Annotated in this window: 30 protein-coding genes and 2 tRNA genes; 21 read left to right on the top strand and 11 right to left on the bottom strand. The window is 67.5% G+C overall.

The window, feature by feature from the left end:
- Window positions 1–54: 54 nt before the first annotated feature.
- Window positions 55–375, bottom strand: coding sequence for a hypothetical protein (locus DLJ53_RS35800; RefSeq protein ID WP_111351691.1), 321 nt, complete (start codon window positions 373–375; stop codon window positions 55–57).
- Window positions 376–718: 343 nt separating this feature from the next.
- Here DLJ53_RS35800 and DLJ53_RS28915 point away from each other — a divergent pair, with 343 nt between their 5' ends.
- The 11 genes from DLJ53_RS28915 (at window position 719) to DLJ53_RS28870 (ending at window position 6,981) form a co-directional block, all read left to right on the top strand.
- The gene (locus tag DLJ53_RS28915; RefSeq protein WP_146620130.1) at window positions 719–1,642 is read left to right on the top strand and encodes a PD-(D/E)XK nuclease-like domain-containing protein; all 924 of its coding nucleotides are present in this window, start codon (window positions 719–721) and stop codon (window positions 1,640–1,642) included.
- 11 nt (window positions 1,643–1,653) lie between these two features.
- Window positions 1,654–2,985, top strand: a complete 1,332-nt coding sequence (locus tag DLJ53_RS28910) for a hypothetical protein (protein ID WP_111351689.1) — start codon at window positions 1,654–1,656, stop codon at window positions 2,983–2,985.
- Entirely contained in the window at window positions 2,982–3,344 is a 363-nt protein-coding gene (locus tag DLJ53_RS28905; protein ID WP_111351688.1) for a DUF6283 family protein, read from the top strand. The genes DLJ53_RS28910 and DLJ53_RS28905 overlap by 4 nt, the downstream gene beginning before the upstream one ends.
- Window positions 3,341–3,589 (top strand): hypothetical protein, encoded by a 249-nt coding sequence (locus tag DLJ53_RS28900; protein WP_111351687.1) that lies wholly within the window; start codon window positions 3,341–3,343, stop codon window positions 3,587–3,589. Before DLJ53_RS28905 ends, DLJ53_RS28900 begins: the two co-directional genes overlap by 4 nt.
- Window positions 3,586–4,083 (top strand): Arc family DNA-binding protein, encoded by a 498-nt coding sequence (locus DLJ53_RS28895; RefSeq protein ID WP_111351686.1) that lies wholly within the window; start codon window positions 3,586–3,588, stop codon window positions 4,081–4,083. The genes DLJ53_RS28900 and DLJ53_RS28895 overlap by 4 nt, the downstream gene beginning before the upstream one ends.
- Window positions 4,083–4,604: a hypothetical protein gene (locus tag DLJ53_RS28890; protein ID WP_111351685.1), complete on the top strand. Its 522-nt coding sequence runs from the start codon at window positions 4,083–4,085 to the stop codon at window positions 4,602–4,604. The genes DLJ53_RS28895 and DLJ53_RS28890 overlap by 1 nt, the downstream gene beginning before the upstream one ends.
- The gene (locus tag DLJ53_RS28885; protein WP_111351684.1) at window positions 4,601–4,882 is read left to right on the top strand and encodes a hypothetical protein; all 282 of its coding nucleotides are present in this window, start codon (window positions 4,601–4,603) and stop codon (window positions 4,880–4,882) included. Before DLJ53_RS28890 ends, DLJ53_RS28885 begins: the two co-directional genes overlap by 4 nt.
- Window positions 4,879–5,301, top strand: coding sequence for a hypothetical protein (locus DLJ53_RS28880; RefSeq protein WP_146620129.1), 423 nt, complete (start codon window positions 4,879–4,881; stop codon window positions 5,299–5,301). The genes DLJ53_RS28885 and DLJ53_RS28880 overlap by 4 nt, the downstream gene beginning before the upstream one ends.
- A complete protein-coding gene (locus tag DLJ53_RS36460; RefSeq protein ID WP_280525526.1) occupies window positions 5,298–5,423 on the top strand; it encodes a hypothetical protein in 126 nt (41 codons plus the stop codon). Before DLJ53_RS28880 ends, DLJ53_RS36460 begins: the two co-directional genes overlap by 4 nt.
- A gap of 407 nt (window positions 5,424–5,830) precedes the next feature.
- Window positions 5,831–6,115 (top strand): helix-turn-helix domain-containing protein, encoded by a 285-nt coding sequence (locus tag DLJ53_RS36725; RefSeq protein ID WP_111351682.1) that lies wholly within the window; start codon window positions 5,831–5,833, stop codon window positions 6,113–6,115.
- Window positions 6,079–6,981: a tyrosine-type recombinase/integrase gene (locus DLJ53_RS28870; RefSeq protein WP_162409654.1), complete on the top strand. Its 903-nt coding sequence runs from the start codon at window positions 6,079–6,081 to the stop codon at window positions 6,979–6,981. The genes DLJ53_RS36725 and DLJ53_RS28870 overlap by 37 nt, the downstream gene beginning before the upstream one ends.
- A 64-nt stretch (window positions 6,982–7,045) precedes the next feature.
- On the opposite strand, the gene DLJ53_RS28865 is transcribed toward DLJ53_RS28870, so the two are convergent.
- From DLJ53_RS28865 to DLJ53_RS28845, 5 genes are all read right to left on the bottom strand, one after another.
- Window positions 7,046–7,120 (bottom strand) — tRNA-Val (locus DLJ53_RS28865).
- Window positions 7,121–7,228: 108 nt separating this feature from the next.
- A complete protein-coding gene (locus tag DLJ53_RS28860; RefSeq protein ID WP_111351680.1) occupies window positions 7,229–7,879 on the bottom strand; it encodes a glutathione S-transferase family protein in 651 nt (216 codons plus the stop codon).
- Between the two features lie 126 nt (window positions 7,880–8,005).
- Window positions 8,006–8,851 (bottom strand): YdcF family protein, encoded by an 846-nt coding sequence (locus DLJ53_RS28855; protein ID WP_111351679.1) that lies wholly within the window; start codon window positions 8,849–8,851, stop codon window positions 8,006–8,008.
- Between the two features lie 4 nt (window positions 8,852–8,855).
- On the bottom strand, window positions 8,856–9,683 hold the full coding sequence (locus DLJ53_RS28850) for an aldo/keto reductase (RefSeq protein WP_202913409.1): 828 nt from the start codon (window positions 9,681–9,683) through the stop codon (window positions 8,856–8,858).
- A complete protein-coding gene (locus DLJ53_RS28845; protein ID WP_111351678.1) occupies window positions 9,683–10,291 on the bottom strand; it encodes an ATP-dependent Clp protease proteolytic subunit in 609 nt (202 codons plus the stop codon). The genes DLJ53_RS28850 and DLJ53_RS28845 overlap by 1 nt, the downstream gene beginning before the upstream one ends.
- Before the next feature lie 107 nt (window positions 10,292–10,398).
- Here DLJ53_RS28845 and DLJ53_RS28840 point away from each other — a divergent pair, with 107 nt between their 5' ends.
- From DLJ53_RS28840 to hmuQ, 4 genes are all read left to right on the top strand, one after another.
- Entirely contained in the window at window positions 10,399–11,043 is a 645-nt protein-coding gene (locus DLJ53_RS28840; protein ID WP_162409652.1) for an inner membrane-spanning protein YciB, read from the top strand.
- Between the two features lie 116 nt (window positions 11,044–11,159).
- Window positions 11,160–11,528, top strand: coding sequence for a DMT family protein (locus DLJ53_RS28835; RefSeq protein ID WP_111351676.1), 369 nt, complete (start codon window positions 11,160–11,162; stop codon window positions 11,526–11,528).
- Between the two features lie 27 nt (window positions 11,529–11,555).
- Complete coding sequence (locus tag DLJ53_RS28830; RefSeq protein ID WP_111351675.1) at window positions 11,556–12,170, top strand: hypothetical protein; 615 nt, start codon at window positions 11,556–11,558, stop codon at window positions 12,168–12,170.
- 65 nt (window positions 12,171–12,235) lie between these two features.
- Window positions 12,236–12,550, top strand: coding sequence for a heme-degrading protein HmuQ (hmuQ, locus tag DLJ53_RS28825; protein ID WP_111351674.1), 315 nt, complete (start codon window positions 12,236–12,238; stop codon window positions 12,548–12,550).
- 34 nt (window positions 12,551–12,584) lie between these two features.
- Here the strand turns inward: hmuQ and DLJ53_RS28820 are convergent, their stop codons facing one another.
- Together DLJ53_RS28820 and DLJ53_RS28815 are read right to left on the bottom strand one after the other, a co-directional pair.
- On the bottom strand, window positions 12,585–13,589 hold the full coding sequence (locus DLJ53_RS28820; protein ID WP_111351673.1) for an asparaginase: 1,005 nt from the start codon (window positions 13,587–13,589) through the stop codon (window positions 12,585–12,587).
- 42 nt (window positions 13,590–13,631) lie between these two features.
- On the bottom strand, window positions 13,632–14,417 hold the full coding sequence (locus DLJ53_RS28815) for an MBL fold metallo-hydrolase (protein ID WP_162409650.1): 786 nt from the start codon (window positions 14,415–14,417) through the stop codon (window positions 13,632–13,634).
- A gap of 322 nt (window positions 14,418–14,739) precedes the next feature.
- Between DLJ53_RS28815 and DLJ53_RS28810 the strand changes: the two genes are divergently transcribed.
- From DLJ53_RS28810 to DLJ53_RS28790, 5 genes are all read left to right on the top strand, one after another.
- Window positions 14,740–16,170: a cytochrome ubiquinol oxidase subunit I gene (locus DLJ53_RS28810; protein ID WP_111351671.1), complete on the top strand. Its 1,431-nt coding sequence runs from the start codon at window positions 14,740–14,742 to the stop codon at window positions 16,168–16,170.
- 57 nt (window positions 16,171–16,227) lie between these two features.
- A complete protein-coding gene (gene cydB, locus DLJ53_RS28805) occupies window positions 16,228–17,250 on the top strand; it encodes a cytochrome d ubiquinol oxidase subunit II (RefSeq protein WP_111351670.1) in 1,023 nt (340 codons plus the stop codon).
- Window positions 17,251–17,363: 113 nt separating this feature from the next.
- On the top strand, window positions 17,364–17,474 hold the full coding sequence (locus tag DLJ53_RS28800; RefSeq protein WP_111351669.1) for a DUF2474 family protein: 111 nt from the start codon (window positions 17,364–17,366) through the stop codon (window positions 17,472–17,474).
- Between the two features lie 74 nt (window positions 17,475–17,548).
- A protein-coding gene (gene prfB / locus DLJ53_RS28795; protein WP_111351668.1) for a peptide chain release factor 2 occupies window positions 17,549–18,677 on the top strand; the annotation gives its coding sequence in 2 pieces (ribosomal slippage) (window positions 17,549–17,617 and window positions 17,619–18,677; 1,128 coding nt in all).
- Between the two features lie 289 nt (window positions 18,678–18,966).
- Window positions 18,967–19,043, top strand: a tRNA-Arg gene (locus DLJ53_RS28790).
- A gap of 56 nt (window positions 19,044–19,099) precedes the next feature.
- Here DLJ53_RS28790 and DLJ53_RS28785 read toward each other — a convergent pair.
- Together DLJ53_RS28785 and DLJ53_RS28780 are read right to left on the bottom strand one after the other, a co-directional pair.
- Window positions 19,100–19,897 carry a glycosyltransferase family 25 protein gene (locus DLJ53_RS28785; RefSeq protein WP_111351667.1) on the bottom strand — a complete coding sequence of 266 codons (798 nt, stop codon included), beginning with the start codon at window positions 19,895–19,897 and terminating at the stop codon, window positions 19,100–19,102.
- A 67-nt stretch (window positions 19,898–19,964) separates the two neighbouring features.
- The gene (locus DLJ53_RS28780; protein ID WP_162409646.1) at window positions 19,965–20,747 is read right to left on the bottom strand and encodes a Stf0 family sulfotransferase; all 783 of its coding nucleotides are present in this window, start codon (window positions 20,745–20,747) and stop codon (window positions 19,965–19,967) included.
- Window positions 20,748–21,125: 378 nt separating this feature from the next.
- Here DLJ53_RS28780 and DLJ53_RS28775 point away from each other — a divergent pair, with 378 nt between their 5' ends.
- Window positions 21,126–22,202, top strand: coding sequence for a GGDEF domain-containing protein (locus tag DLJ53_RS28775; protein WP_244935186.1), 1,077 nt, complete (start codon window positions 21,126–21,128; stop codon window positions 22,200–22,202).
- A gap of 24 nt (window positions 22,203–22,226) precedes the next feature.
- On the opposite strand, the gene DLJ53_RS28770 is transcribed toward DLJ53_RS28775, so the two are convergent.
- On the bottom strand, window positions 22,227–23,624 hold the full coding sequence (locus DLJ53_RS28770; RefSeq protein ID WP_111351664.1) for an amidase: 1,398 nt from the start codon (window positions 23,622–23,624) through the stop codon (window positions 22,227–22,229).

The raw sequence follows: 23,624 nt of genomic DNA, 5'->3' as shown, positions 1-23,624 counted from the left end.
TCGCCGACGGGATCACCCAGCTTCAGGGGGTCAAAATTGGACGCCGATAAGGGGTCAAACTTCCGCGCCGATTGACAGGAGAAGGCGGAACGCGAGGCTCGTGAGGCGGAGGAGCGCCGGCAGCGCGACGCCGAGATCGCCAGGCAGGCCGAGCAGCGCGCGCGGGAAGATGCCGAGCGCAAAATCCGCGAGGCCGAGGAGGCCGCGGCGCGCGAGCGTGAGGAGATGGCTCGCAAGCACGAGGAGGAGATCCGTCAGCGCGACGCTGAGGCGGCGCGCGAGGAAGCCCGGCACCGGGCCGCCGAGGAGGCACGCCAGGCCGAGGCCCGGAGGCGGCAGGACGAGCAGGAAGCGCGTGCCCGCAACGCCGCGCACCGCGAGACCGTGAGGGCCGAGGCGGTCACGGCGATCGCTCGCGCCGGCAACATCGGCACCGAGCGGGCCGACAAGATCTTCAGCGCGATCTGTGCCGGCGACGTGCCGCACACCGCCGTCCGGTTCTGAGGCGGCTCGCCATGATGCTCTGTAGCCTCTGCGAGCGAGCCGGCATCCGATGGATGGGTCCGCTCAGCAATCTCACCCACACCGAGTGCCCGCACTGCGGCGGGCAGAACTGCCAGCGTCCTGACCCGGTCCCCTGCGAGACCTGTGAGGGCGAGGGCCTGATCGATCAGCGGGGCACCGAGTGCCCGGAGTGCTGCGGATCTGGGAGGCTCTGATGACGCCTGGGGTCTATTTCGGCTTTCACGAGTCCGTCTATCACGAGGATCCGGCGCTCGGATCTACCGACAAGAAAACCCTCCTTGGAGACCCTCTCGCCTACTGGTGGCGAAGCCCGCTGAACCCGATGCGTGAGCCTGACGAGGACACACCGGCGAAGCTCAAGGGTCGCGCGGCCCATTGCTACGTCTTGTTCGGTCCCGAGGCTTTCGATGCCGCCTACGGACGATGCGAATTCCCCGGCAACATCAAGGCCGGGAAAGATGAACGTGCGGATTTCGCTTCCGAGGGAAAGACCGCCCTGGCAGCGAAAGACTTCGACCGCATCGTCGCCGCCGCCACAACCATCCGGGCGAATCCGGAGATCCAGTCCGCATTCATCGGCGGATATCCGGAGGTCTCCGTCTTCTGGCGGACAATAGTGGACGGCGAGGAGGTCGAGGAGAAGGCCCGCTTCGATTACCTGAAGCCGCGGGCCATCCCTGACCTCAAGAGCCACGACCCCATGGAGGGCGTCTCGTTCTCGACGTCCTGCCTCAGGGCCATCAAGACCTACCGCTACGACATCCAAGCGGCGTCATACCTCCAGGCGCGAGAGAAGATCACCCAGTTCGTGGCCGACGGGGCCGTCTATGGCGACCACGATCCGGCGTGGCTGCGCGAGGTGGCCAGCCGGGAGGATTTCGCTTTCGTGCTGTGCTTCTGGTCCAGCACCGGAGCGCCCAACACCTGGGGTGGGGTCTTCTCGCCAGCCAATCCGAAGATCGTCCAGGCACGCAACGACATCGCGCTCGCTCTTCGCACATTCGTCGACTGCCGCCGAGAATTCGGCCCCGACGTCGCGTGGGTCACCCACGAGCCGCTGGCGGAGATTCAACCCGACGAGATCGACAACTGGTTCTACCGCGACCGCGCGGCCTGACGGAGACCACCATGAACACTCATGCTGAAATTCTGGACGAGGCCGACGATCTGCCTGCGACGATGGTGATCGATGTCTCGCAAAGCCTCGCCGTCGGCCTGACGCGAGCTGAGGTCGACATGCAGATCGCGACGGCGCGGACCTATCCTCGCTCGATCAAGCAGGTTGCCAGCCGGATCCGCGGCATGGCCACCCTGGATGAGGAGTCGGCCGAGGAGTGCATCTACGCGCTTCCACGGGGCGGCAAGCCCATCAAGGGGCCTTCCATCAGGTTCGCGGAGATCCTCCAGCAATCCTATGGCAATTGCCGCGCTGCCGCCCGCGTCGTCCACGTGGACAAGGTCGAGATGTACGTCGAAGCCGAAGGCATCTTCCACGATCTGGAGACCAACGCTGCGACGTCTGCACGTGTGCGCCGGCGGATCAGCGACAAGCGTGGCCGGCTCTTCAACGACGACATGATCATCATGACCGGCAACGCGGCGTGCGCCATCGCGAAGCGCAATGCGATCCTCGGTGGAGTGCCGAAGCCGCTTTGGCGCAAAGCCTACGACGCTGTGCAGAGCACCATCGCAGGCGACATCACGACGCTCTCTGAGGCTCGGCGCCTCGTGATCTCAAAGTTCGCCATCTACGGGAAATCCGGAGAGGATGTGATCGCGGCAATGGGCGTCAGCGGCGAGGAAGACCTCACCGTAGACCACGTGACGATTCTCCGCGGCATGTTGTCCACGCTGAAGAACGGCGAGGCCACGGTCGAAGAGATGTTCGGCAGCGCGCGTGAACCGCGCCGCTCCAACCACAAGATCGTCTCGAACCCGTTGGCCGACGACACGCCAACCGTCGACCCGGACACCGGCGAGATCACAGAGGCACAGCAGGACGGCCCGGGCTTGGACGACCGCGCCCCTGCCGAGGCCTCTGCAAAGGCGTCACGTGAACGTGGCGCCGGGGCGGCGCCTGCTCCCGACGAGGAGCGGCCGCCCCACTCGAATACCGGCGAGAAAATGGACGAGGGTCCCTCGCCGGATGCCCCCCAGCACGCCAGCGATGATGGCCTGCCAACGCAGGAGGAGAGCCATGTAGACGACCGCGCGACCTCAACCTTGGAAGGGGACGGCGCGGCTGGGGCAGCGTCGTCCCCGCAGGACGATGAGCCGAGCGTGATCGATGAGTTCGCGGCGGAAGTCGCCGAGGCCCGTTCCGTCGAGCAGCTCCAGCAACTCCGTCAGGACTGGAAGGACCGGATCTACGCCGCGGGGGCGCAGGACCAGGCGAGGAAGCTCTGCGCGCGGCGGTCGAAGGAACTCGCCGAGGCTGCCGGGGCGGAGGCGGGCCGATGACTTTCAAGCTGAAGCGCCTGCGCCAGTGCGAGAAGTGCCCTTGGAAGCTCTCGACGGATCCGCGCGAGATCCCGCACGGCTACGAGGAGTCCCTCCACCGCGACCTCGCCCACACCATCGCTACCCCAGGCACCGTCTCGTTCGGCGGCCCGTTGCGGAACATGGCCTGCCACGAACATCCGCCGGGGGAAGATGCGCACTGCGTCGGCTGGCTCGCGAACCAGCTCGGCCCCGGCAACAACATCGCTCTGCGGATCGCGATGACGCGCTGCGAGAACGTGGGGGCGATACAGCTCGACGGACCGCAGCACGAGCGGTTCGAGGACACGCTTCCCCAGCCGGCGGAGGCGGGTCGATGAGCGAGGAGCACCGGGAGGATTCCAACCGAGCATTCCGCGCAGCGATGGAGATCATCGGTGGGCGTGACCCGGTCACCGAGATGCCGGCCGTCATGGTGACGCTGGAGCACGCGGTCGCAACTGTGCTTCTGGCGGCGGCAGACCGTGATCCACGGATCGCAGCCTGCCTGATGTCTGAGGGTCTGGCGCCGCGCATGGACGATCGCTTGGCGATGGTGGCGACGAAGCAGGGAGGCGCGTCGTGAGCCGTCCTAGGTGCCCCAGTGCCGAGCAAGACCAGTTCGTGGTTCGCTTTCCGGACGGCCTCCGCGACCGCGTGAAGGCCTACGCCGAGCGCAACGGCCGCTCCATGAACACCGAGATCATCCGCGTGCTGGAGGCGTCCTTTCCCGCAGATGGGGTTGATGAGATCGTGTCCAACGACGACCAAGAGACCCGCCTCACCGTTCGCATCCCGGCGTGGCTGAGCGAGAAGGCCAAGGCCCGAGCGAAGGAGGGCGGCCGCTCTCTGAACTCCGAAATTGCCATGGCGATCGAGGGTTCGCTCTCCGACCGACCGGCCTCGCCGGCGGTAGACGGGTTCGAGCTGCGGGACTGGCTCGCGGGTCAGGCGCTGAGCGGAATGTGCGCCAACGCTGCCTGGAACGATACATTCGCTCCGGACATCGTGGAGCGAACCGCCCGCACGGCTTACTCCATTGCCGACGCGATGATGCGCGCCCGTGAGGGAGGCGCGTGATGCTGCTCGCAATCCACCTCACAATGACCGGCCGCGTCGACCGAGCGTCGGACCTCACCTCCTCTCACCAGCCTCACCCGATCCGGATCGAGGCGCGCCTCTTCGACGGCGCCATGGCGGAGGCCGGACGGGTCGACGCCATCATCCGCCCCGACGGCTGGACCGCGCCCGACCCGGACCGCGCCAACCGGTGCGGTGTCCGGGAGATCTCGCCGCTGCCGATCCTCACCGACTTCATCGACGCTGCGGTCCACGTCGTCTGCCACGACGCCGAGGAGACCGACTGGGCTCTGCGCGTGTGCCGAAGGACCCGCCGCGAAGGGCCGGAATGGATCAAGCCGCGGCACATCCTCATCGATACCGCCGCCGACGCAGCGCTGCTGATGGGGCGCGACGGTGGGCCCGCGCCGACGCTCGCGGAAGCCACCGCGGCGCTTCTCGGCGCACCATCCTCGGGCCTCAACGGCGTCCTCGCGCTCTTCCAGCACGACAGCGTCCAGGCCCTCCGGAGGGCGGCATGATCGGTCCGGTCTATGACGTCTGGTCGGACGGGAACACCGTGTGGGTCAATTCGCAGACCGGCATGTGCGTCGGACGCTTCTCCCGACGCGGCATCGACGTCCACCGCGACCTCGACGAGCAGCTCGCCACAGGCCAGCAGTGTCTGGATTGCGTCCACGACCTCTCCCCGCCTGAGGCGTGGGAACGCTTCAAAGCGTCGATGACCCTCCACTACGGTATCGAGATCGGCGAGCACCTTCGCCCGGCCTACGCGCGGACCGAGGCGCTGCCGGCATGAGCCACCCTCACCGCAGGCACATCCCCCTCAGCGTGAAGCTGAAGTCGGTCCTCCTGATGCTCGGCTTCCCCGAGGAGGCCGTCGAGAACGACCGGATCGAGTGGGACCACGACCCAGCACTTGCGCTGCGGTTCGAGGACCCCACGACGGGCGAGCTCGTGCCCGCGCCGAACGACTTCCGCTACCTGACGCCGCGGCTGAAGGAAGACCACGCCATCAAGACCAACGGCGGCACGGCGAAGGCGACGACCGCCGGCAGCGATGTCCACCGGATCAGGAAGACGGAACGCATGTCCGAGGGGCATACCGAGTTCCGCCGCCGGATCCTCGCGAAAACCATTCCCGATGAAACGCCTGCGCCGACCCGCGCCAAGCGGAAGATGCGGTCCAGGCCATTCCCGAAAAGGACGAAGGCATGACGACCTCGATCGTCCCACGAATCGCGCTCGCAGTGGCGCTCATGGCCGGCCCGGCGCTGGCGGCGGATACCCACGCGGCGCCGGTCCCAAAGCCGAAGCCCGTGAAGGAGGCCGGCCGATGATCGGACCGAAGGAGTACAACCCTCCGCTGCGGCCGGTACAGGTACCGACCAGAGAATGGGAGCCCACCGACGCGGAGATCGAGGCGATTTGGACGGAGGTGAACCCAGACCTCCGCCCACTCTACGATCACGACAAAGCGGCAGTCCGTCGATGGGTCGCCGCGATCCAGAAGGTCAGGAGTACACGGCGATGACGCCGGCGCCGCTCCCACCACGCTCGGCGGTCGTCGCCGGCCATGCCGCCGGCCTCGCCCTGTCGCTCACGATCTGGGCCGCGCTCATCGCCGCCGCCGTGTCGTGGGTGACGTGATGCTGGAGACGCTGATCATCCTGACCGCGCTCGCCGGGTTCTTCGTGATGATGGTCCTCGCCGAGAGGGAGAGGATGCGCCAGAGGGAGGAGGAGGAATGACGATGCAAGGCACGAGCCCGCAGGCCCTACTCCCGCGACACGTCGCGGAGCGCTGGGGCTGCTCCGAAGCGACCGTGCGCCGGATGCTTCGCAACAAGGAGCTTCCTGGTTTCCGCGCGGGCGGTAAGCTGTGGCGCATCCGACTGGAGGATGTGGTGAGGTACGAAGAATGCCAGACTGGCAGCGCAAGCTCTACCGAGGACGCTGGTATGCCGTCCGGCCAAGTGCTCGAGGATCTGAGCGCGTGGCGCTCGGAACGGCAGACGAGGCGAAAAGCCTAGAGGCATTCACCGCCTTCCTTGCCACAATCAAGAAGCCCAAGGGGCGATCGATCGCTGACCTGTGGGACGCGTACTGCGTCGACAAGGAAGGGAAGCGCGTCCTGGTCGCCATGCGCTCCGAATGGAAATCCCTCGGGCCGGTCTTCGGTCACCTTCTGCCCGAGCACGTCACCGTGCAGCACAGCCGAGACTACGCTGCCGCCAGGCGGGAGAAGAAGATCAAGGACGGGACGATCTGGACCGAGCTCGGGCACCTCCGCACCGTGCTCAACTGGGCGTCGGAGAGGGGCATCATCGAGAAAGCTCCATTCATCGAGCTACCGATGAAACCGCCGCCAAAAGATCGTCACCTCACCCGGACAGAGGCACGGCGGCTGATGGACAGCGCCGAGATGCCCCACATTCGCCTCTACATCGTCCTGCTTCTCACTACGGCCGCCCGGAACGAGGCGGCGCTCGAGCTGACCTGGGACCGCGTCGATTTCGAAAGAGGGGTTGTGCGCTTGGGCCTGTTCTCGGGCCAGCGCCGCAAGGGCCGCGGCTCTCCGCCTATGAATGACCTGTTGCGTGAGGAGCTTCAGACAGCGCGCAAGTCTGCGACCTCACCGTGGGTGATCGAATATGCAGGGCGTCGGGTCACAACCGTCAAGCGCGGGTTCAATGCCGCCGTGGTGCGCTCCAAAGTCGCCGGAGTAACGCCCCATGTGCTTCGGCACACCGCAGCAGTCTGGATGGCAGAGGCCGGCGTCCCGATGGCGGAGATCGCGCAATTCCTCGGTCACGAAGACAGCAGGATCACGGAACGAGTCTACGCTCGGTTCAGCCCTTACCACCTGCGAAAAGCAGCCAGTTCCCTTGAGTTTTGAAGGACTGCACCAGGAATTGAACCAGAGGGAATTCCGACGAAGGCTGCTAAGTCATTGAAAAGTATGGTGGGCGCGACTGGGATTGAACCAGTGACCTTTCCGGTGTGAACGGAATGCTCTCCCGCTGAGCTACGCGCCCTCAGCCAGAGGCCGCGATATACGAAGTTCCTTCGTTGGTGGCAAGGGGACATTCGCGCCGAATGTCGCGATTGTCCCCAGGCCCCGTCGCGCGGCCCCGGCGGGGTAGTCAGGCCCTGTCGGACCGCGGGTGGACCCAGCGCTCCTCCAATGCCGCCGCGCGCCACTTCTTGTAGCTCGCCTCGGACTGCACCGCCTCGACGTAGCGCTGCGTGGCGGGTTCCATCGGCCAGGAATAGCCGGTGAGGCGCGCGGTCATCGGCGCATACATCGCGTCGACGGCCGACCACTCGCCGAACAGGAACGGGCCGCCGGAGCGCGCGACGCGGTCGCTGATGAGCCCCTCGAACCGCGCGACGTCCCGCGCCGCGGCCGAGCCGCCGCGGGCCTTGAACTTCTTCACCGCCTTGAGGTTCATCGGGCAGGCGACGCGAAGGCCCGTGAAGCCGCCGTGCATCTCCGCCGCGAGCGAGCGGGCGCGGGCCCTGTCGTGCGGATCGGACGGCCAGATGCCGAGGTCGGGATGCTTCTCGGCGAGGTACTCGATGATCGACAGGCTGTCCCATACCGCGAAGCCGCCGTCGACGAGGACGGGCACCCGGCCGGAGGGCGAGAAGGACAGGATCGTCGTGCGGGTCTCCGGCATGTCGAGGGGAACCATCACCTCATCGTACTCGAGGCCGAAGTGATCGAGCACCAGCCACGGCCGCATGGACCAGGAGGAATAGTTCTTGTTGCCGATGACGATGGTGTACTTCATGGACGGTCCTAGGTTGTCTCTTCCCCGCGGGGTGGTTGGGCGAATTATGTCGTGGCGGCGCTCGCCATGGCAACATGAACACGCCCGGACTGCCGAACCATGCCGGCCCGGCAAGGACGGATGGGATCAGGCCGGCGTGAGCGGATCCTCGGATCGGCCGTCGGCCGGGTCCGTCCGCTCGTCGCCGGCGTCGCGCTTTCCGGGCGGCGTTTCCTCCGGGTCCGGCCCCGGAACGAGGCTCCCGGTCCGCCCCATGATCCGGTACGACACGAGGGCGAGCCACTCGCGCATCGCCCAGTCGAAATCGGCGAACCCGTCTTCCGCGTCGAGCGGGACACCGTGCCACACCGACCAGGGCGCGGACATCCGGTCGGTCGGGACCGGCACCATCTCCGGCCACCCCGCCGTGCGGAACACGCCGACGGACCGCGGCATGTGGCTCGCCGAGGTCACCAGCGCGTAGACCTTGTCCGGGTCGGGGCGCATCATCTCGTAGGAATAGCGCGCGTTCTCCCAAGTCGAGGTCGCCCGCGTCTCGGTCATGATCCGGTCCTCGTCGACGCCGAGCTCGATCAGCACGGCGGCGGCGCTCTTCGCCTCGGAAATGTCGGTGATCAGGATCTGCGCGTCCGGGAAGCGCCTGGCGAGGAGCGCGGTCGCGACCAGGCGCCCGCCATGCCGGCCGAGCTCGGTCCAGAGCGGGTCCGGTTCCACGCGGCCGAGGAAGCCGCCGAGGAGGACGATGCCGTCGATCCTGTCGACGTTCCGGCGCTCGAAGCGCGTCTCCAGCGGCTCGGTCATCAGCCGGCCGATGGGCAGGTAGGCGATGGCGCCCCACAGGACGAGCGCGACACCGGTGACCGTCATCCCCAGCCCGCGCCGCCAGAACATGAGGACGAAGCCGGCGAGCGCCGCGATGTACACGGCGTTCGAGGGCTTCAGAAGCGCGAACGCGTCTTCGAAGGGTCCCAACGGCTCAATCCCAGTCGGGCGCGAAGTCCGGATTGACGAGGCGGCCCCTGGGGCTGCGCAGGGCGTCGATCGCCGACCGCTCCGCCTCGGTGAGGACCACGTCGAGGGCCTTCAGGTTCTCCATCAGGCGCTTCGGCGAACTCGACTTCGGGATCGCGATGACCTCCTCCTGGCCGATGAGCCAGGCGAGCGTGATCGCGGCCGGAGTGACGCCGTGACGCTCCGCGATGCCGCAGATCGTCTCGTCGTCGAGGATCTTGCCGCGGGCGAGCGGACAGTAGGCGGTGAGACCCATGCCGTGGCGCCGCAGCGCTGCCAGGACCGCACTCTGGTCCATGAAGGGATGGTACTCGACCTGATTGACGGCGAGCTCCACCTCGGACGCGGCGACCGCCTCCTCGATCAGCTTGACCGGGAAGTTGGAGATGCCGACAGCACGGGCGAGCCCGCGGCTGCGGATCCACCCGAGCGCCGCGACCGCCTCCGAGACGGGCACGTCCCGGCTCGGCCAGTGGATCAGGTAGAGGTCCACCCGGTCGAGGCCGAGGCGCTGCAGGGAGCCCTCGGCGGCGGCCTGCATGGCGCTGTCGGTCAGGTGGTCGTGCCAGACCTTGGTGGTCACGAAGATCTCTTCACGAGGCAGGCCGGAGGCGCGGATCCCCTCGCCCACGGCCACCTCGTTGCCGTACATCTCCGCCGTATCGACGTGACGGTAGCCGCCCTTCAGCCCCTCGGAGACCGCGGTGCTGGCCGGCTCGCCGTCCATGCCGTAGGTGCCGATCCCGATCTTCGGGATCGACACGCCGGCGACGTCGAACGTCGGCATCGCCATCAGGAGATGTCCCCGGCGCGGGAGACGATCTTGCCGACGAGGCCGTAGTCGACCGCCTCGCTGGCGCTCATCCAGTGGTCGCGGTCGGTGTCCTTCTGGATGCGCTCCAGCGGCTGGCCCGTCGCCGCGGCGAACAGGTGGTCGAGCCGCTCGCGCATCTTGATGATCTCGCGCGCCTGGATCTCGATGTCCGAGGCCGCACCGCCGGCGCCGCCGGAGGGTTGGTGCAGCAGGAAGCGCGTGTTCGAGGTGCAGAACCGCTGCTCCTTCGGCACGGAGATGTAGATCAGCGCGCCGGCGGAGGCGACCCAGCCCATCCCGAGGATGTTCACCTTGGGCGAGATCATGCCGATCGTGTCGTGGATCATGTCGCCCGATTCCACGTGGCCGCCGGGCGAGGACACGATGACGGTGATCGGATCGTTGGACACATGCGACAGCGCCAGGAGGCGCTGGCAGACGTCTCGCGCCAGGTCCATCGAGATCTGGCCGACGATCATGACCTGCCGCGCGTCGAAGAGGTGCTTGTCGACAGGGATCGACTGCTGGCTCTTCAGCTTCTCTTCGTCCTCGTCGTCGTCATCGTCGAAGCGGGAAAATAGGGGCATTCTCGTCCTCTCGAGTGTTGGGCGGTATCTATGAGTCTGTGACCCGAAACGCAAACGGGATCGAATGGCGGCCAAGACGCGTTCTCCGATCCGACCGGAGAATGATGATGGATGGCAAGACCCCCTGGCAGCGTGTGAACAAGCCGAAGCTGCTTGAACGCTTCGCAATCGAGATCGGACCCGCCGTCGTCTTCGTCGCCGCGCTCCAGCTCGTCCACCTCAACGCGGCGACGCTCCTGTTCGTGGCGGCGACCGCGGTGGCGGCGGGATATTCCTGGTTCGAGAAGCGGCGTTTTCCGCTGATTCCGGCGGGCATGGTCCTGGTGGCGGGTCTCTTCGGTGCGCTGACCATAGCGTTCGACAAGGCCGACTACATCCAGTTTCGCGCAACCCTCGTCAACGCGGGCGGCGCGATGGCTATTCTTGCCGGGCTTCTCACGGGCCGCCTCCTCCTCAAGGCCTCGCTCCAGGACGGGTTTCGCCTGACGGACGGGGCGTGGTGGATGCTGTCCCTGCGGATGATCGGCTACCTCCTCGCCATGGCGTTCGCCAACGAGGTCGTCTGGCGCACGATGTCGGTGGAGGCGTGGGCGTGGTTCAAGACGCTGGGGCCAATCTTCAACATCCTGTTCCTGTGGGCCAACTGGCCGCTGATCCGCGCCAACCTCTACGCGGAGAACGGCGCAAGGCTGAACGAAGGCCCCCCGGCCGGAGCGAAATCGGCGTTGAATCCCGCCGTTCGGACGACCTGACGGGCGCCTGACGCCCGCCGCGCCGGTTTCGCACCTCTGCCCCGTCGCGACGCCATCTCCTTCCCCGGCGCCGACTCACGCTAGGTTCGGCCGACCCCTTACGGAGAAGTCTGTCGATGTCGTCCTGGCTGAGTGGACCCCTTTGGCCCGCGATCGCGCCTATCGTCCTCCTGCTGTGCTCCAACGTGTTCATGACGTTCGCGTGGTACGGGCACCTGCGCTTCGAGGGGCGCGCGCTGTGGCTCGTCGTCCTCGTCAGCTGGGGCATCGCCTTTTTCGAGTACTGCCTCGCAGTCCCGGCCAACCGGATCGGCCACCGCGTCTACTCGGCCGCGGAGCTGAAGACGATCCAGGAGGTGATCACTCTGATCGTCTTCGCCGTCTTCTCGGTGACGGTGCTGGGCGAGCGGTTCACGTTGAACCATGGGATCGGTTTCGTGTTCATCTTCATAGGGGTCGCCTTCGTGTTCCGCGGCCCGTTCTGAGGAGCCGACAAAGGCCGAGGAGGTCCCATGACCGAGGCCCGGACGCTGATGGCCGATGAGGGCCGCACCTTCTGCGAGGAGCTGTCGATCCCGCTCGCCAGGGGGACGCCCTCGCCCCTCTTTCGCTGGCTGACGGCCTGCATCCTCTCCGCCAGCCCGATCCGCCACGACCAGGCCGCCCGCGCCGCGCGGGCGCTCGCCGACGCGGGACTGACGACGGCGCGGAAGATGGCGGACGCCACGTGGGAGACGCGCAGGAAGATTCTCAACGAAAACGGCTATGCTCGGTTCGACGAGCGCACGGCCTCGATCCTCGGCGACGCGGCGCAGCTCATCGTGGACGACTACGGCGGCGACCTGCGGCGCCTGCGCGAGGCGGCCGGGCACGACCCGAAGGACGAGCGGGCGCGGCTCAAGTCGGTGAAGGGCGTCGGCGACACCGCGGTCGACATCTTCTTCCGCGAGGTCCAGGCCGTCTGGGACGAGCTCTACCCGTTCGCCGACGACCTCGCGCTCGAGGCCGCCAATCGGCACCGGATGGGCCGTGACGCGAAGGCGCTTGCAGAGACGGTCCCGCGCAAGTCGTTCCCGCACCTCGTCGTCGCGCTCGCCCGTGACGAACTTTCGCACAGACACCGGTGACGCATCACACGGCGCTTGACGAACGTGGCCGCTCGGGGTGTGCTCCGCGCCGCAGGAGGCCGCCCATGTCCTACATCACGATGAACCGCTTCCAGGTGCGCAAAGGCTCGGAGGCCGACTTCGAGGCCGTCTGGCTGGGACGCGACACCCACCTCAACGAGGTCCCCGGCTTCGTGGAGTTCCACCTCCTCAAGGGGCCGCAGAAGGACGACTACACGCTCTATGCCTCCCACACGATCTGGGAGTCGGAGGCGGCCTTCCTCGACTGGACCCGCTCCGAGGCGTTCCGCAAGGCGCACGCCGGCGCGGGCGACAACAAGCCCCTCTACCTCGGCCATCCCGAGCTCGAGAGCTTCGACATCATCCAGACGGTGAACTGACCCGCGGCGACGGCGCAGAGCCAGCGCCGGGCCGTCAGGCGCCCGCCAGCACGCCCCGGATGCGACCCACCTCGGCCCCGTTGCGGTCCGTGACCGGGCGATCGGCCATTCCGGCGACCTGCGCCGCCGCCTCCGCTGGCAGCGCGGCGTGGCGCAGGACGAGGGCGGCCATCAGCGCCTCCGACGCACGGGTCGTCCCGTCGTCGCACTTCAGCGCCACGGCGAGACCGGCCTGGGGGAAGGCGCCGACGTAGACGCCCTCCGCACCGGTCTTGGCGTAGATGCGGCCCGGCGCGAGCGCCATCAGCTCCGTGCACATCCGTCCGGTCCCCGCCACAAGCCACGGCTCGGCCATCGCCGCTTCCATCAGCCGGCGCGCGGCCTCCGCCCGCGACGGGGCGAGGTCGGCGCCCGTGCCGAGGCGCGCGAAGGCGTGGGCGAGGCTGACCAGCGGCATCGCGAAGGTGGGCGCAGAGCAGCCGTCGATGGAGCAGCATCCGGCGTCGAGAACCGTCCCCGCGACCGCCTCGACCGCCGCCTTCACCTCCCTCTGCACCGGGTTGGAGGGGTCGAGATAGGTCGCGACGTCGTGGCCGAGGTGGCGCGCGGTCGCCAGGAAGCCGGCGTGCTTGCCGGAGCAGTTGTTGTGGATCCGGCCCGGCCTGCCGCGCGTCGCGTAGAGCGCCGCCATGTCGCGCACCTCCGCCGGCCATTGCGGTCCGCAGCCGAGCGCGTCCTCCGTCAGGCCGACGCGCTGGAGCATCTCGGACGCCATCGCGACGTGGCCGGGCTCGCCCGAGTGCGACGCGCCGGCGAGAGCCAGCGCCCGGACGCCGAAGCCCGCCGCGTCCGCCGCTCCGCTTTCGACGAGCGGCAGGGCCTGCATCATCTTCATCGAGGACCGGGCATAAACGGGGCGCTCGATGTCGCCGGAGGCCGCCACGACCGCCCCCGCCGAATCGACCACCACGTAAGCGCCGCGGTGCAGCGACTCGACGAGCGCGCCGCGGGTCACCTCACAGATGATCGGATTCGTCATCGCCCTGTCCTGTCGTTGCCGGCCGGCCGTGCCGCGCGGCGCCTACGCATGTTGCTCCGCCGCGCGACCGAGGGTCCCGACCCGGCGCGCATCGTCGCCGACCAATATCTCGGCGCCCAGCGTCCACGCCAGCGCGTCGAGGCGCCGGAGCGAGGCGAGCGCGGCAGCAGCGTCCCGGCACGGCGACGGCGGCACCGCGGCGGCGAGGTCCGCGCGGCTCCCGCACGCCCCGGCGGCGAGGATCACCGGGCCCGTCCCGGCCAGTTCGACGATCAGCGACTGGTGGCCGACCGTGCGGCCGGGCGTCGCGACGACGGTCAGTCCCTCGTCGAGGACCGTATCGCCGTCGACGACGTCGAACGTGACCGATGCGAGGTCGTAGTCGAGCGGGAGGTAGCGGGCGTCGGGCGCCCCTTCCGGGGCGAACGCCGCCGCATGCTCGGCCCGCTGGAGCGTCTTGTGCGCCCGCGGCGTCGCCTTGAGGCCGCCGGTGCGGTCGGCATGCAGGTGGCTCACCACGACGTGGTCGATGTCCTCCGGCCGCAGGCCCTGCCGGGCGAGCTGCGACACGAGATCCTCCCCCTCGCCGACCACCGGCGGGGCCGGCCAGCCGGCGGCGGAGAACATCGCCGCGCGGCGGACCGGGTCGGCGAGATGCCGCCGGTCGAGACCGGTGTCGAACAGCACCACCCCGTTCAGCGTCCTGACGAGGTAGGCGAGGATCGGCTCGCTCACGACGCCCGCCGCCGCATCGCTTCCGGCCCCGGTCGGCCTCGCGGCGAAGGCGGTCCCGCAGCGCAGGACCGTCAGGTCGAGGACGTTCGTCACCGATCGCTCCCGCTCAGGACCCGGCGGCTGCCACTCATTCGCACATTCCCCACATCGGCCCTCAATAGCCCAGGCGCCACGAAAGCGCGATGTCCGGCAACGCCTTGCGTCGAGGCGGCGGTTTCATTCGCGCCCGGACACCCATCCTCATTCTGCGGCATTCTAGCGCAGATCGGCGCCCGAATGCGCGACGATGCCGGCACGTCATGTGATCCTGTCACCGTGCCGATCTGCATGGCGGATAGGCTCGCAGGGGCGATTGCCTTGACATTATAAGTATCACAGATTTCAGAAATGTCTGAAATCCGAACGGGAGAGGCCCATGCTCGATCAGTTCGATGCGCTGCTGCTGGCACGCATCCAGTTCGGCTTCACCGTCGCATTCCACTTCCTGTTCCCTGCCGTCACCATTGGCCTTGCGAGCTACCTGGCGGTCCTGAACTTCATGTGGCTCTGGCGACGCGATGAAGCCTATCTCCAGCTCTGGAAGTTCTGGGTGAAGCCGTTCGCCATCGTCTTCGCGATGGGCGTCGTCTCCGGCATCACCATGAGCTACCAGTTCGGCACCAACTGGTCGGTGTTCTCCGACAGGGCCGGTCCGGTGATCGGGCCGCTGATGGCCTACGAGGTGCTGACCGCCTTCTTCCTGGAGGCAGGCTTCCTCGGGATCATGCTGTTCGGCCGCGACCGGGTCGGCGAGACGCTGCACATGATCGCCTGCCTCATGGTGGCGGTCGGCACCGCGATCTCGGCGTCCTGGATCCTGTCGGTGAACTCGTGGATGCACACGCCGGCCGGCTACACGGTGAGCGCGGACGGGCAGTATCTCCCGGCGGACTGGTGGGCGATCATCTTCAACCCGTCGTTCCTGCACCGCTTCGCGCATACGGTGACGGCGGCCTACCTCACGACCGCCTTCATCGTCGGCGGCGTCGGCGCCTGGCAGCTCCTGCGTGGACGCGGCGCGAACCGCGCCGTGAAGACGATGTTCTCGATGGCGATGTGGATGGCGGCGATCGTCACGCCGGTGCAGATCTTCCTCGGCGACTCGCACGGCCTCAACACGCTCGAGTACCAGCCGGTCAAGGTGATGGCCATGGAAGGTCACTACCAGGATCACCCGGAGGGCGCGCCGCTCGTCCTCTTCGGCATTCCCAACGACGCGGAACGCCGCGTCGACTACGCGGTCGAGATCCCCAAGCTCTCCAGCCTCATCCTGACCCACAGCCTGGACGGTCCGCTCAAGGGCCTCGAAAGCGTGCCGGAGGAGGACTGGCCGCCGGTCGCGATCGTCTTCTTCGCCTTCCGCGTGATGGTCGGCCTCGGCTTCCTGATGCTGGGGGTCGGCGTCTGGAGCCTCTGGGCGCGCTGGAGAGGCACGCTCTACACCAACACCTGGCTCCACCGCGCCGCCATGGTGATGGGCCCGTCCGGCCTCGTCGCGGTGCTCGCCGGCTGGATCACCACAGAGGTCGGCCGCCAGCCGTACACGGTCTACGGCGTGCTGCGGACGGCCGACAGCGTGTCGCCGGTCGCCGCCCCCGCCGTCGGCGCGTCGCTGATCGCCTACATCGTTATCTACTTCGTCGTGTTCGGCAGCGGCGTCTGGTACGTGCTGAGGCTCCTGCGCCAGACACCCGGCCCGGCCGAGGACGACGCGTCCGACGAGCCAGGGCCGATCCGCACCGCCGGCATCACCCCCACGGCCCAGGTCGCCGGGCGGAGCGCCTTCAAGGGAGGCCCCGCCGAATGACCGCCATCACCGACCTTCCGAAACGACCGACACACGCAACGACGGGGAGCCTGTGCCATGGACTTGGCGATCAGCTTTGATCTCACGGTCGCCTGGGCGATCCTGCTCGCGACGGGCATCTTCATCTACGTCGTGCTGGACGGTTTCGACCTCGGCCTCGGGATCCTCTACCCCTTCTTCCCGAAGAAGGCCGACCGCGACCTCCTCATGAACTCGGTCGCCCCGGTGTGGGACGGCAACGAGACATGGCTGGTGCTGGGGGGCGGCGGCCTCTTCGCCGCCTTCCCTCTCGCCTACGCGATCCTGATGCCGGCGCTCTATCCGCCGATCATCGCGATGCTCCTGGCGCTGGTCTTCCGCGGCGTCGCGTTCGAGTTCCGCTGGCGCTCCTCGGAGCGGCGCCGCATCGTCTGGGACGGCGCCTTCATCGGCGGCTCGACGGTGGCCGCCTTCAGCCAGGGCGTCATCCTCGGGGCCATCCTGCAGGGGGTCCAGGTGGAGGGCCGCGCCTACGCCGGGGGCTGGTTGGACTGGCTCTCGCCGTTCAGCGTCGTGACCGGCGCGGCGGTGGTGACGGGCTATGCCCTTCTCGGCGCGACCTGGCTCAACATGAAGCTGTCGGGCGAGCCGCAGGAGAAGGCGCGCCGCCTCGCCTGGGGCTTCGGCCTCGGCACGGTCGCGTTCATTGTCATCGTCAGCCTCTTCACGCCCTATCTCGGCACCGCCTACTGGGAACGCTGGTTCGCCTGGCCGGCGCTCCTCTTCGCGGCGCCCGTCCCGATCCTGGTGGTGGTGCTGACGGTGGCGCTGTTCCGCTCGCTGATGCTCCACAACCGCGACGTCGCGCCATTCCTCATCGCACTGGCGCTCTTCTTCATCACCTTCGTGGGGCTCGGCATCTCCATGTGGCCTTACGTCATCCCGACGTCGGTCACGATCTACCAGGCCGCCGCGCCGTATAAGTCGCAGCTCTTCATGTTCGTCGGCGCCATCGTGCTGCTGCCGATCATCCTCGGCTACACGGCCTATTCCTACTGGGTCTTCCGCGGCAAGGTGGACCCGGACAAGGGCTACCACTGACGCCGCCGGCCGCCGGGCCCGCGCCGCGGCCTCTCCTCCGCCGGGCGCGGGCCGCGCCGCCCGGCCCCCCGAACAGGGCCACCCATCCGGCCCGCAACCGACGAAGTGCATCCATGCCCTCCTCCGTGCGTAAGCTGTTGTGGTTCGTGGCGCTCTGGTGCGCCGGGGTCGCCACCGTGGGCTCCGTCGCCATCGCCATCCGCTTCATGATCGGCTCGGGCTGACCGGCAATCCCCGTCTGGCCCTTGCGTCCGCGGCCGAGGCGACGATATCGAGACCTCCGAACAAGGAGACCGCCGTGAAGGCCGAGACCGAGACCCTCGTAGACGAGATCAAGCAGGCACTCAGCCTGCTGAGGAGGCATCTTTGACTGGGACAACGCCGTCAAACGCCTCGAAGAGCTGAACGCCGCCGCCGAGAACCCCACCCTGTGGGATGATCCGCAGCGCGCCCAGGGCCTGATGCAGGAGCGCCAGCGCCTCGAGACCCAGATCAACACGATCAACGGGATCGAGCGCGAGCTGTCCGACAACGTCGAGCTGATCGAGCTCGGCGAGATGGAGGGCGACAAGACCGTCGTCGCCGACGCCGAAGCCGCGCTGAAGCAGCTCGAGGCCGACCTCGGGAAGAAGCAGATCGCCGCCCTCCTCTCGGGCGAGGCGGACGCCAACGACTGCTACGTCGAGATCCACTCCGGCGCGGGCGGAACCGAGTCGCAGGACTGGGCCTCGATGCTGCTGCGCATGTACGTGCGCTGGGCCGAGCAGTCCGGCTTCAAGGTCTCGACCATCGAGTACCAGGACGGCGAAGAGGCCGGCATCAAGTCCGCCACCATCGAGGTGAAGGGCGAGAACGCGTACGGCTGGCTGAAGACCGAATCGGGCGTCCACCGCCTGGTGCGCATCTCGCCGTACGACAGCCAGGCGCGCCGGCACACGTCCTTCGCCTCGATCTGGGTCTATCCGGTGATCGACGACCGGATCGACATCGAGATCAACGAGGGCGACTGCCGGATCGACACCTACCGGGCCTCCGGCGCGGGCGGCCAGCACGTCAACACGACCGATTCGGCGGTGCGCATCACGCACGTTCCGACCGGGATCGTGGTGGCGTGCCAGAACGAGCGCTCGCAGCACAAGAACCGCGCCACGGCGTGGGACATGCTGCGCGCCCGCCTCTACGAGGCGGAGCTGAAGAAGCGCGAGGAGAAGGCGCAGGCCGAGGCGGACTCCAAGTCCGACATCGGCTGGGGCCACCAGATCCGCTCCTACGTTCTGCAGCCGTACCAGCTCGTGAAGGACCTTCGCACGGGCGTGGAATCGACCGCCCCCGACGACGTCCTCGACGGCGAGCTGACGCCGTTCATGGAAGCCTCGCTCGCACAACGCGCCTACGGCACGACCGCCGACGTCGCCGACGTCGAATGACCCCTCGCCCGGCGGCCCGCCCCGCCGGGCGGCCCCGCCGACAGGACGGGCCGGTACCCGGGGGCGGTCTGCTCCGTCGTCGCCGGGTTGGCCGCCGGAGCAACGGGACGACGCGGCCCGGCCACCGCCCGGCCGGCGACGCGATGGCTGGCGCTCGCCTGCGCGATGCACCGGGCCCCCGGCGTGTGGCGGACAACGCCGGTTCGGCGAAAGTTGTCCCCGCCGGATCGGGATAGTCGAAACTGCGTCTTGCCGTTCCGCCCCGGTTCCATTAGGTCTCTTCGCCTAGGCACCCGTAGCTCAGCTGGATAGAGCGCTGCCCTCCGAAGGCAGAGGTCACAGGTTCGAATCCTGTCGGGTGCACCAGGCTCACAGCACCCCTCCTCCCCGATTCCCTCCCGGCCACAGGGCCGAACGATGCGCTACGCCTCGCTCAGCGGTCTGCCCGCGCGGACCGACGATGTGATGTCCTGACGCGGGAACGACGCGAATTTCGCCCAGACGTAACCGTCGAGGCTCAACCCGATGTCAGGGGCGCGACGGAACAGGAGAGGGAGGTGCGGCGCGTCGCGCAGCGTCGCCCCCGCGGCAGCGCAGAACAGGAAGACATCGACATGGAAGAGCTGTTTCAGCCCCGCGACGTAATCGAGCAGCCTGCGTGCACCGGCGCGGGACACAACGTACCCATCCCCACCGGGTGCGGGAAGGACACCGTCCTTGCTGACCCAGCTCGCCTCCAGGCATTCGGCTGGCTGGTGCCGTAGAAGATTCGCATACATTCCATCGACCGGCACGAACACGTCACGGCCACGCTCGTATCCAGCGAGCGTCATGATCCGGTTCGCCCGGCTGTTGACGAAGATGATGTCGAACGGGCGATCGAGGGACGCGATGGCATCGTCGAGCGACCTGGCATCGGACGTGAAGCGGACGTCATCCTCGACGATCAGCGCGTACGGGCGATCGGATTCGAGCAGCTTGCGCCAGCATTTGGCGTGACTCATGAAGACGGCCGTATAGCCGCGCGCACTCGGATCCCTGATCCGCTCGGGCAGGTTCGGAAACAGGTCCGGCAGCGCCGTCGCCGGCGAAAAACCACCGCGATGACCGTCAACGGCCTCGATTCGTTCGAGCTCCAGGGTCTCGAACGATGCGGCGGCATCGATCAGCCCCTGGCGACGAGCGTCATCGACCTCCCGATTTATGTAGTACGTTTTCATTTAAATCACACGACACTCGCTGGTCACTTGCCGATAACTCTAGCGGCACATCGCCCAGCCAACCAGACTATACGGACTTCACGATGCGACCGAGCAACTCTTCCCCGTACATCTTTATGAAAAGGTCGTTCTTTTCATCGGCCTGTTTCTGGATTTTCGGCTCGCCGATATCGAGGTCACCGTCCGGAAAGCCCATAAATCGGACGGCCCCTCGGATCGCGCCGATCGGATCCTCGACGACATCCTCGTAGACCAGTTCATGCATCGGGGTCGACAGTGCGGCCGCGACCATGTGCGACGCCGCCGCCTGGGTGCAGATGCGGTTGATGTGCCCTGTAATATCCTGGAAGTCATAGCCGACTTCCACATCAGGGACGTCCGCCTGGCTCGTCCACTTCTGCGTCTGCATCGCGATCGAAAGCGATACGGCCTGGCCAACGACATCCTTGCGAGTTGAATTCAGAATTTTTACCGACGGGAACAGGGAGAGAAGCCCCCATTTCTTCAGCATGGCCAACTGATTGGGGCTGGCCTTGATGCCGTACCACCGCCCCCGGTCGATAACGTCCCTGGCTTGAGCCTCGAAGAGTTCGCCATAGGACGATGCGTTATACTTCTTCTTCGCAAACGCAACGCTGGCGTGGTTGGTGCTCTCCTGCAGCCCCCCGACCAGCCCCGTGTTCAAAAGATATTGAGCAGCAAGATTGGACCCCGACCTATTGCAAAACAGCATAACGACTAGAGGCACATCGAAGACAGGAGCACCATTGTAAAATACATCGCCCTCAAACAATTTGAGGATTGGGGCAGAATGCAGTTTTTCTCTGATAAGGTACTGAAGAGTCGACATTAACCGTCCGTTTCTTGACTGGGCCGCATGGCGAAGCGACTCGCGTTCCGACAATGCCATTCAATCCCAACGCACACAAAGGGCAGCGCGCGCGTTCTGTCCATATGGACATGTGCGTTACGCGTTCAGTGCATGGGTCGTCCTTCACGCGATTTTTTGGCGCTCCCGTCCCGATGCCCCTCCCCCGCCGCTGCGGCGATCTGACGCCCGTGCCGCGACGCGAAAGCTGTCCATCGATGACGGAATTTCAGGTGTGACTATTAACGCAATTTAACGTGCGTGTTAGGTCGGGGCCGGCGATGTCGCGGGCGGTGTGAGTATGACGCGGACAGCCGTGGTCGACCGGCGATGCGACGAGGATTGTCCGCCTTGTTCGAAATGACGCTCACACTCCTGCGCAACACGGGCTTGCTGGCGTTCGTCGCGCTCTTCTACGGCTTCGCCCTGTCCTACTGGCGGGGTCGCATCCCCCCGGTCTGCACCGGCATCATCCTCGGCATCGGCGGCCTGATCACCATGCTCGACCCGACGGAGGTCGTGCCCGGCGTCTTCGTCGATTCCCGCACCACGATGGTCATGCTGGCGGCATTCTTCGGCGGTCCCGTCGCGGGGCTCGTGTCCGCCGTGATCGCCGGCGCGTACCGGCTCTGGCTCGGCGGGGACGGTGCCATCCCGGGCGTGACGATCCTCCTCCTGAGCACGGGGCTCGGACTGGTCTGCCGCTCGATCCTCGTGACGCCGGGCAAGCCCTTCCGCCACACCCACGTCCTCGTCCTCACCCTCGTCGCCCCGATCTGCTCGCTCGGCGCCTTCCTGCTGCCGATCGACATCGCCCTGAAGACGCTGCAGGAGAGCTTCGTCCCGCTCAACGTGGTGCGGATGCTGGGGATCGCCTTCCTCGGCAGCGTCATGCTGCACGAGCATCGCCGCGTCGAGGCCGAGTCGGAGATCCAGCGCCTCGCCTACGCGGACGAGCTCAGCGGGCTCAACAACCGCCGCTCGTTCTACATGCATCTCGACAAGGCGTGGGAACGCTGGCTGCGCTACAAGGATCCCTTCACGATCATCGTCCTCGACATCGACTACTTCAAGACGATCAACGACCGCTACGGCCATCCGACCGGCGATTCGGTGATCCGCCTGCTCAGCACGATCCTCAACGCGGAGTGCCGGGCGGCGGACGTGACCGCGCGGATCGGCGGCGAGGAATTCGCCGTGCTGATGCCCAACACCGACCAGCGCACCGGGTACGTCGCGGCCGAGCGCATCCGCAGGCGGATCGAGGACTCGACGCTGCTGCTCGACACCGGCCCGCTGCGCTTCACCGCCAGCTTCGGCGTCAGCGGCTCGCACCAGGGCTTCGACAGCAAGTTCGAGATCCTGTCGAGCGCCGACCAGGCGCTCTACGAGGCGAAGCGCGACGGCCGCAACTGCGTCTCCCTGCACGCGGCCTGATCGCCCCCTCGCCCCGACGCCGGGTCAGGCCTCCTGCGCGGCGCCGACGGCGAGCCGGGCCTCGAGGTCGGCGGCGACCGCCAGCAGCGCCCGCTCCTGGTACCAGGGGGCCGCGAGATGGAAGCCGACCGGCAGCCCCGAGGCGGTCCAGCCGCACGGGATCGAGATCGCCGGGTGGCCCGTCAGGTTGAACGCCAGGGTATAAGGGTACCAGGCGGCACGGACGCGGCCCGCCGGCTTGCCGTTGATCACGACCGGACCGTGCGGGTCCTGCTCGTGGGGCAGCGGCGGGGCGGAAAGCGTCGGCGAGACGATCACGTCGGCCCACTCGAACACCTTCTGCACCGCCTTGAAGGCGCGCGTGCGGGCCGCTCCGGCGCCGGTCAGCTCCAACGCGGAGTGCTTGAAGCCGTTGTCGACGTGGACGAGGAGCGTCGGGTCGAGCTGGTCGCGGTATTTATCGAGGATCGGCCGCGCGCGTGAGGCGAGCAGCGTCTCCAGGACGAACATGAACGTCTCCTCCAGCGAGGCGAAGTCGAGCTCGATCTCGTCCACGATGGCGCCGGCATCGGCCATCATCGTGACGACACGGCCGGTGATCTCGGCGATCTCGTCGTCCACGGGATTGCCGGCGGACGGGAGCCAGGCGACGCGCAGGCCCGCGAGGCCCTCGACCTTCATCTGGAAGGGAAGGTTCGCCTGACCGTAGGGGTCGCGCCGGTCGAACCCGGCGACCGCCTCGAACAGCAGCGCGGTGTCGGCAACGGTGCGGGCCATCGGCGCGACGTGCACGTTCGAGGAGAAGAGATCGCCCGCCTGCAGGTTGGGAATGGTCCCCAGCGTCGGCTTGAATCCGACCGTGCCGCAGCAGGCGGAGGGGATGCGCACCGACCCGCCCCCGTCCGTCCCCAGCGCAATCGGCCCCATGCCGGCCGCCACCGCGACCGCGGCGCCGCCGGACGAGCCGCCCGGCGTCACGTCCGGGCTGTGCGGGTTGAGGGTGCGGCCGAAGAGCGGGGCCGAGGTGTGGATCTTGTGGCCGAATTCCGGCGTCGTCGTCTTGCCGAGGAGGATGGCGCCGGCCTCCCTGGCGCGGGCGACCGCGACGGCGTCCTCGTCCGGCACGTTGTCGGCGTAGGCCCTGGAGCCGAAGGTCGTGCGCACGCCCTTCGTCAGGGTCAGGTCCTTCACCGAGTACGGCAGGCCGAAGAGCGGCGGCAGCTCGCTGCCGGACTGCATCGCCTCCTCCGCCTCGCGGGCCGCGGCGCGGGCCTCGTCGGCGGTGACGGTGATGAAGGCGTTGAGGTCGGCGCGCGCCTCGATGCGGGCGAGCGCGGCATCGACCACCTCCACCGGCGAGAAGGTGCCGGCGCGGTAGCCGGCCGCGAGCTCCGTCGCGGTGAGATCGGCGAGATCGGTCAT

The organism is Acuticoccus sediminis, from assembly GCF_003258595.1.
GTDB classification, from domain to species: domain Bacteria; phylum Pseudomonadota; class Alphaproteobacteria; order Rhizobiales; family Amorphaceae; genus Acuticoccus; species Acuticoccus sediminis.
Note: the sequence above shows the minus strand (reverse complement) of the source record. Positions and strands in the feature narration are given on the sequence as shown.

Coding starts and splice junctions, on each gene's coding strand:
- DLJ53_RS28915 (WP_146620130.1), top strand. CDS start 719: ATGACGCCTGGGGTCTATTTCGGCTTTCACGAGTCCGTCTATCACGAG.
- DLJ53_RS28910 (WP_111351689.1), top strand. CDS start 1,654: ATGAACACTCATGCTGAAATTCTGGACGAGGCCGACGATCTGCCTGCG.
- DLJ53_RS28905 (WP_111351688.1), top strand. CDS start 2,982: ATGACTTTCAAGCTGAAGCGCCTGCGCCAGTGCGAGAAGTGCCCTTGG.
- DLJ53_RS28900 (WP_111351687.1), top strand. CDS start 3,341: ATGAGCGAGGAGCACCGGGAGGATTCCAACCGAGCATTCCGCGCAGCG.
- DLJ53_RS28890 (WP_111351685.1), top strand. CDS start 4,083: ATGCTGCTCGCAATCCACCTCACAATGACCGGCCGCGTCGACCGAGCG.
- DLJ53_RS28885 (WP_111351684.1), top strand. CDS start 4,601: ATGATCGGTCCGGTCTATGACGTCTGGTCGGACGGGAACACCGTGTGG.
- DLJ53_RS28880 (WP_146620129.1), top strand. CDS start 4,879: ATGAGCCACCCTCACCGCAGGCACATCCCCCTCAGCGTGAAGCTGAAG.
- DLJ53_RS36460 (WP_280525526.1), top strand. CDS start 5,298: ATGACGACCTCGATCGTCCCACGAATCGCGCTCGCAGTGGCGCTCATG.
- DLJ53_RS36725 (WP_111351682.1), top strand. CDS start 5,831: ATGACGATGCAAGGCACGAGCCCGCAGGCCCTACTCCCGCGACACGTC.
- DLJ53_RS28860 (WP_111351680.1), bottom strand. CDS start 7,879: ATGAAGTACACCATCGTCATCGGCAACAAGAACTATTCCTCCTGGTCC.
- DLJ53_RS28850 (WP_202913409.1), bottom strand. CDS start 9,683: ATGGCGATGCCGACGTTCGACGTCGCCGGCGTGTCGATCCCGAAGATC.
- DLJ53_RS28845 (WP_111351678.1), bottom strand. CDS start 10,291: ATGCCCCTATTTTCCCGCTTCGACGATGACGACGACGAGGACGAAGAG.
- DLJ53_RS28840 (WP_162409652.1), top strand. CDS start 10,399: ATGGATGGCAAGACCCCCTGGCAGCGTGTGAACAAGCCGAAGCTGCTT.
- DLJ53_RS28835 (WP_111351676.1), top strand. CDS start 11,160: ATGTCGTCCTGGCTGAGTGGACCCCTTTGGCCCGCGATCGCGCCTATC.
- DLJ53_RS28830 (WP_111351675.1), top strand. CDS start 11,556: ATGACCGAGGCCCGGACGCTGATGGCCGATGAGGGCCGCACCTTCTGC.
- hmuQ (WP_111351674.1), top strand. CDS start 12,236: ATGTCCTACATCACGATGAACCGCTTCCAGGTGCGCAAAGGCTCGGAG.
- DLJ53_RS28820 (WP_111351673.1), bottom strand. CDS start 13,589: ATGACGAATCCGATCATCTGTGAGGTGACCCGCGGCGCGCTCGTCGAG.
- DLJ53_RS28810 (WP_111351671.1), top strand. CDS start 14,740: ATGCTCGATCAGTTCGATGCGCTGCTGCTGGCACGCATCCAGTTCGGC.
- cydB (WP_111351670.1), top strand. CDS start 16,228: ATGGACTTGGCGATCAGCTTTGATCTCACGGTCGCCTGGGCGATCCTG.
- DLJ53_RS28800 (WP_111351669.1), top strand. CDS start 17,364: ATGCCCTCCTCCGTGCGTAAGCTGTTGTGGTTCGTGGCGCTCTGGTGC.
- DLJ53_RS28785 (WP_111351667.1), bottom strand. CDS start 19,897: ATGAAAACGTACTACATAAATCGGGAGGTCGATGACGCTCGTCGCCAG.
- DLJ53_RS28780 (WP_162409646.1), bottom strand. CDS start 20,747: ATGTCGACTCTTCAGTACCTTATCAGAGAAAAACTGCATTCTGCCCCA.
- DLJ53_RS28775 (WP_244935186.1), top strand. CDS start 21,126: ATGACGCTCACACTCCTGCGCAACACGGGCTTGCTGGCGTTCGTCGCG.
- DLJ53_RS28770 (WP_111351664.1), bottom strand. CDS start 23,624: ATGACCGATCTCGCCGATCTCACCGCGACGGAGCTCGCGGCCGGCTAC.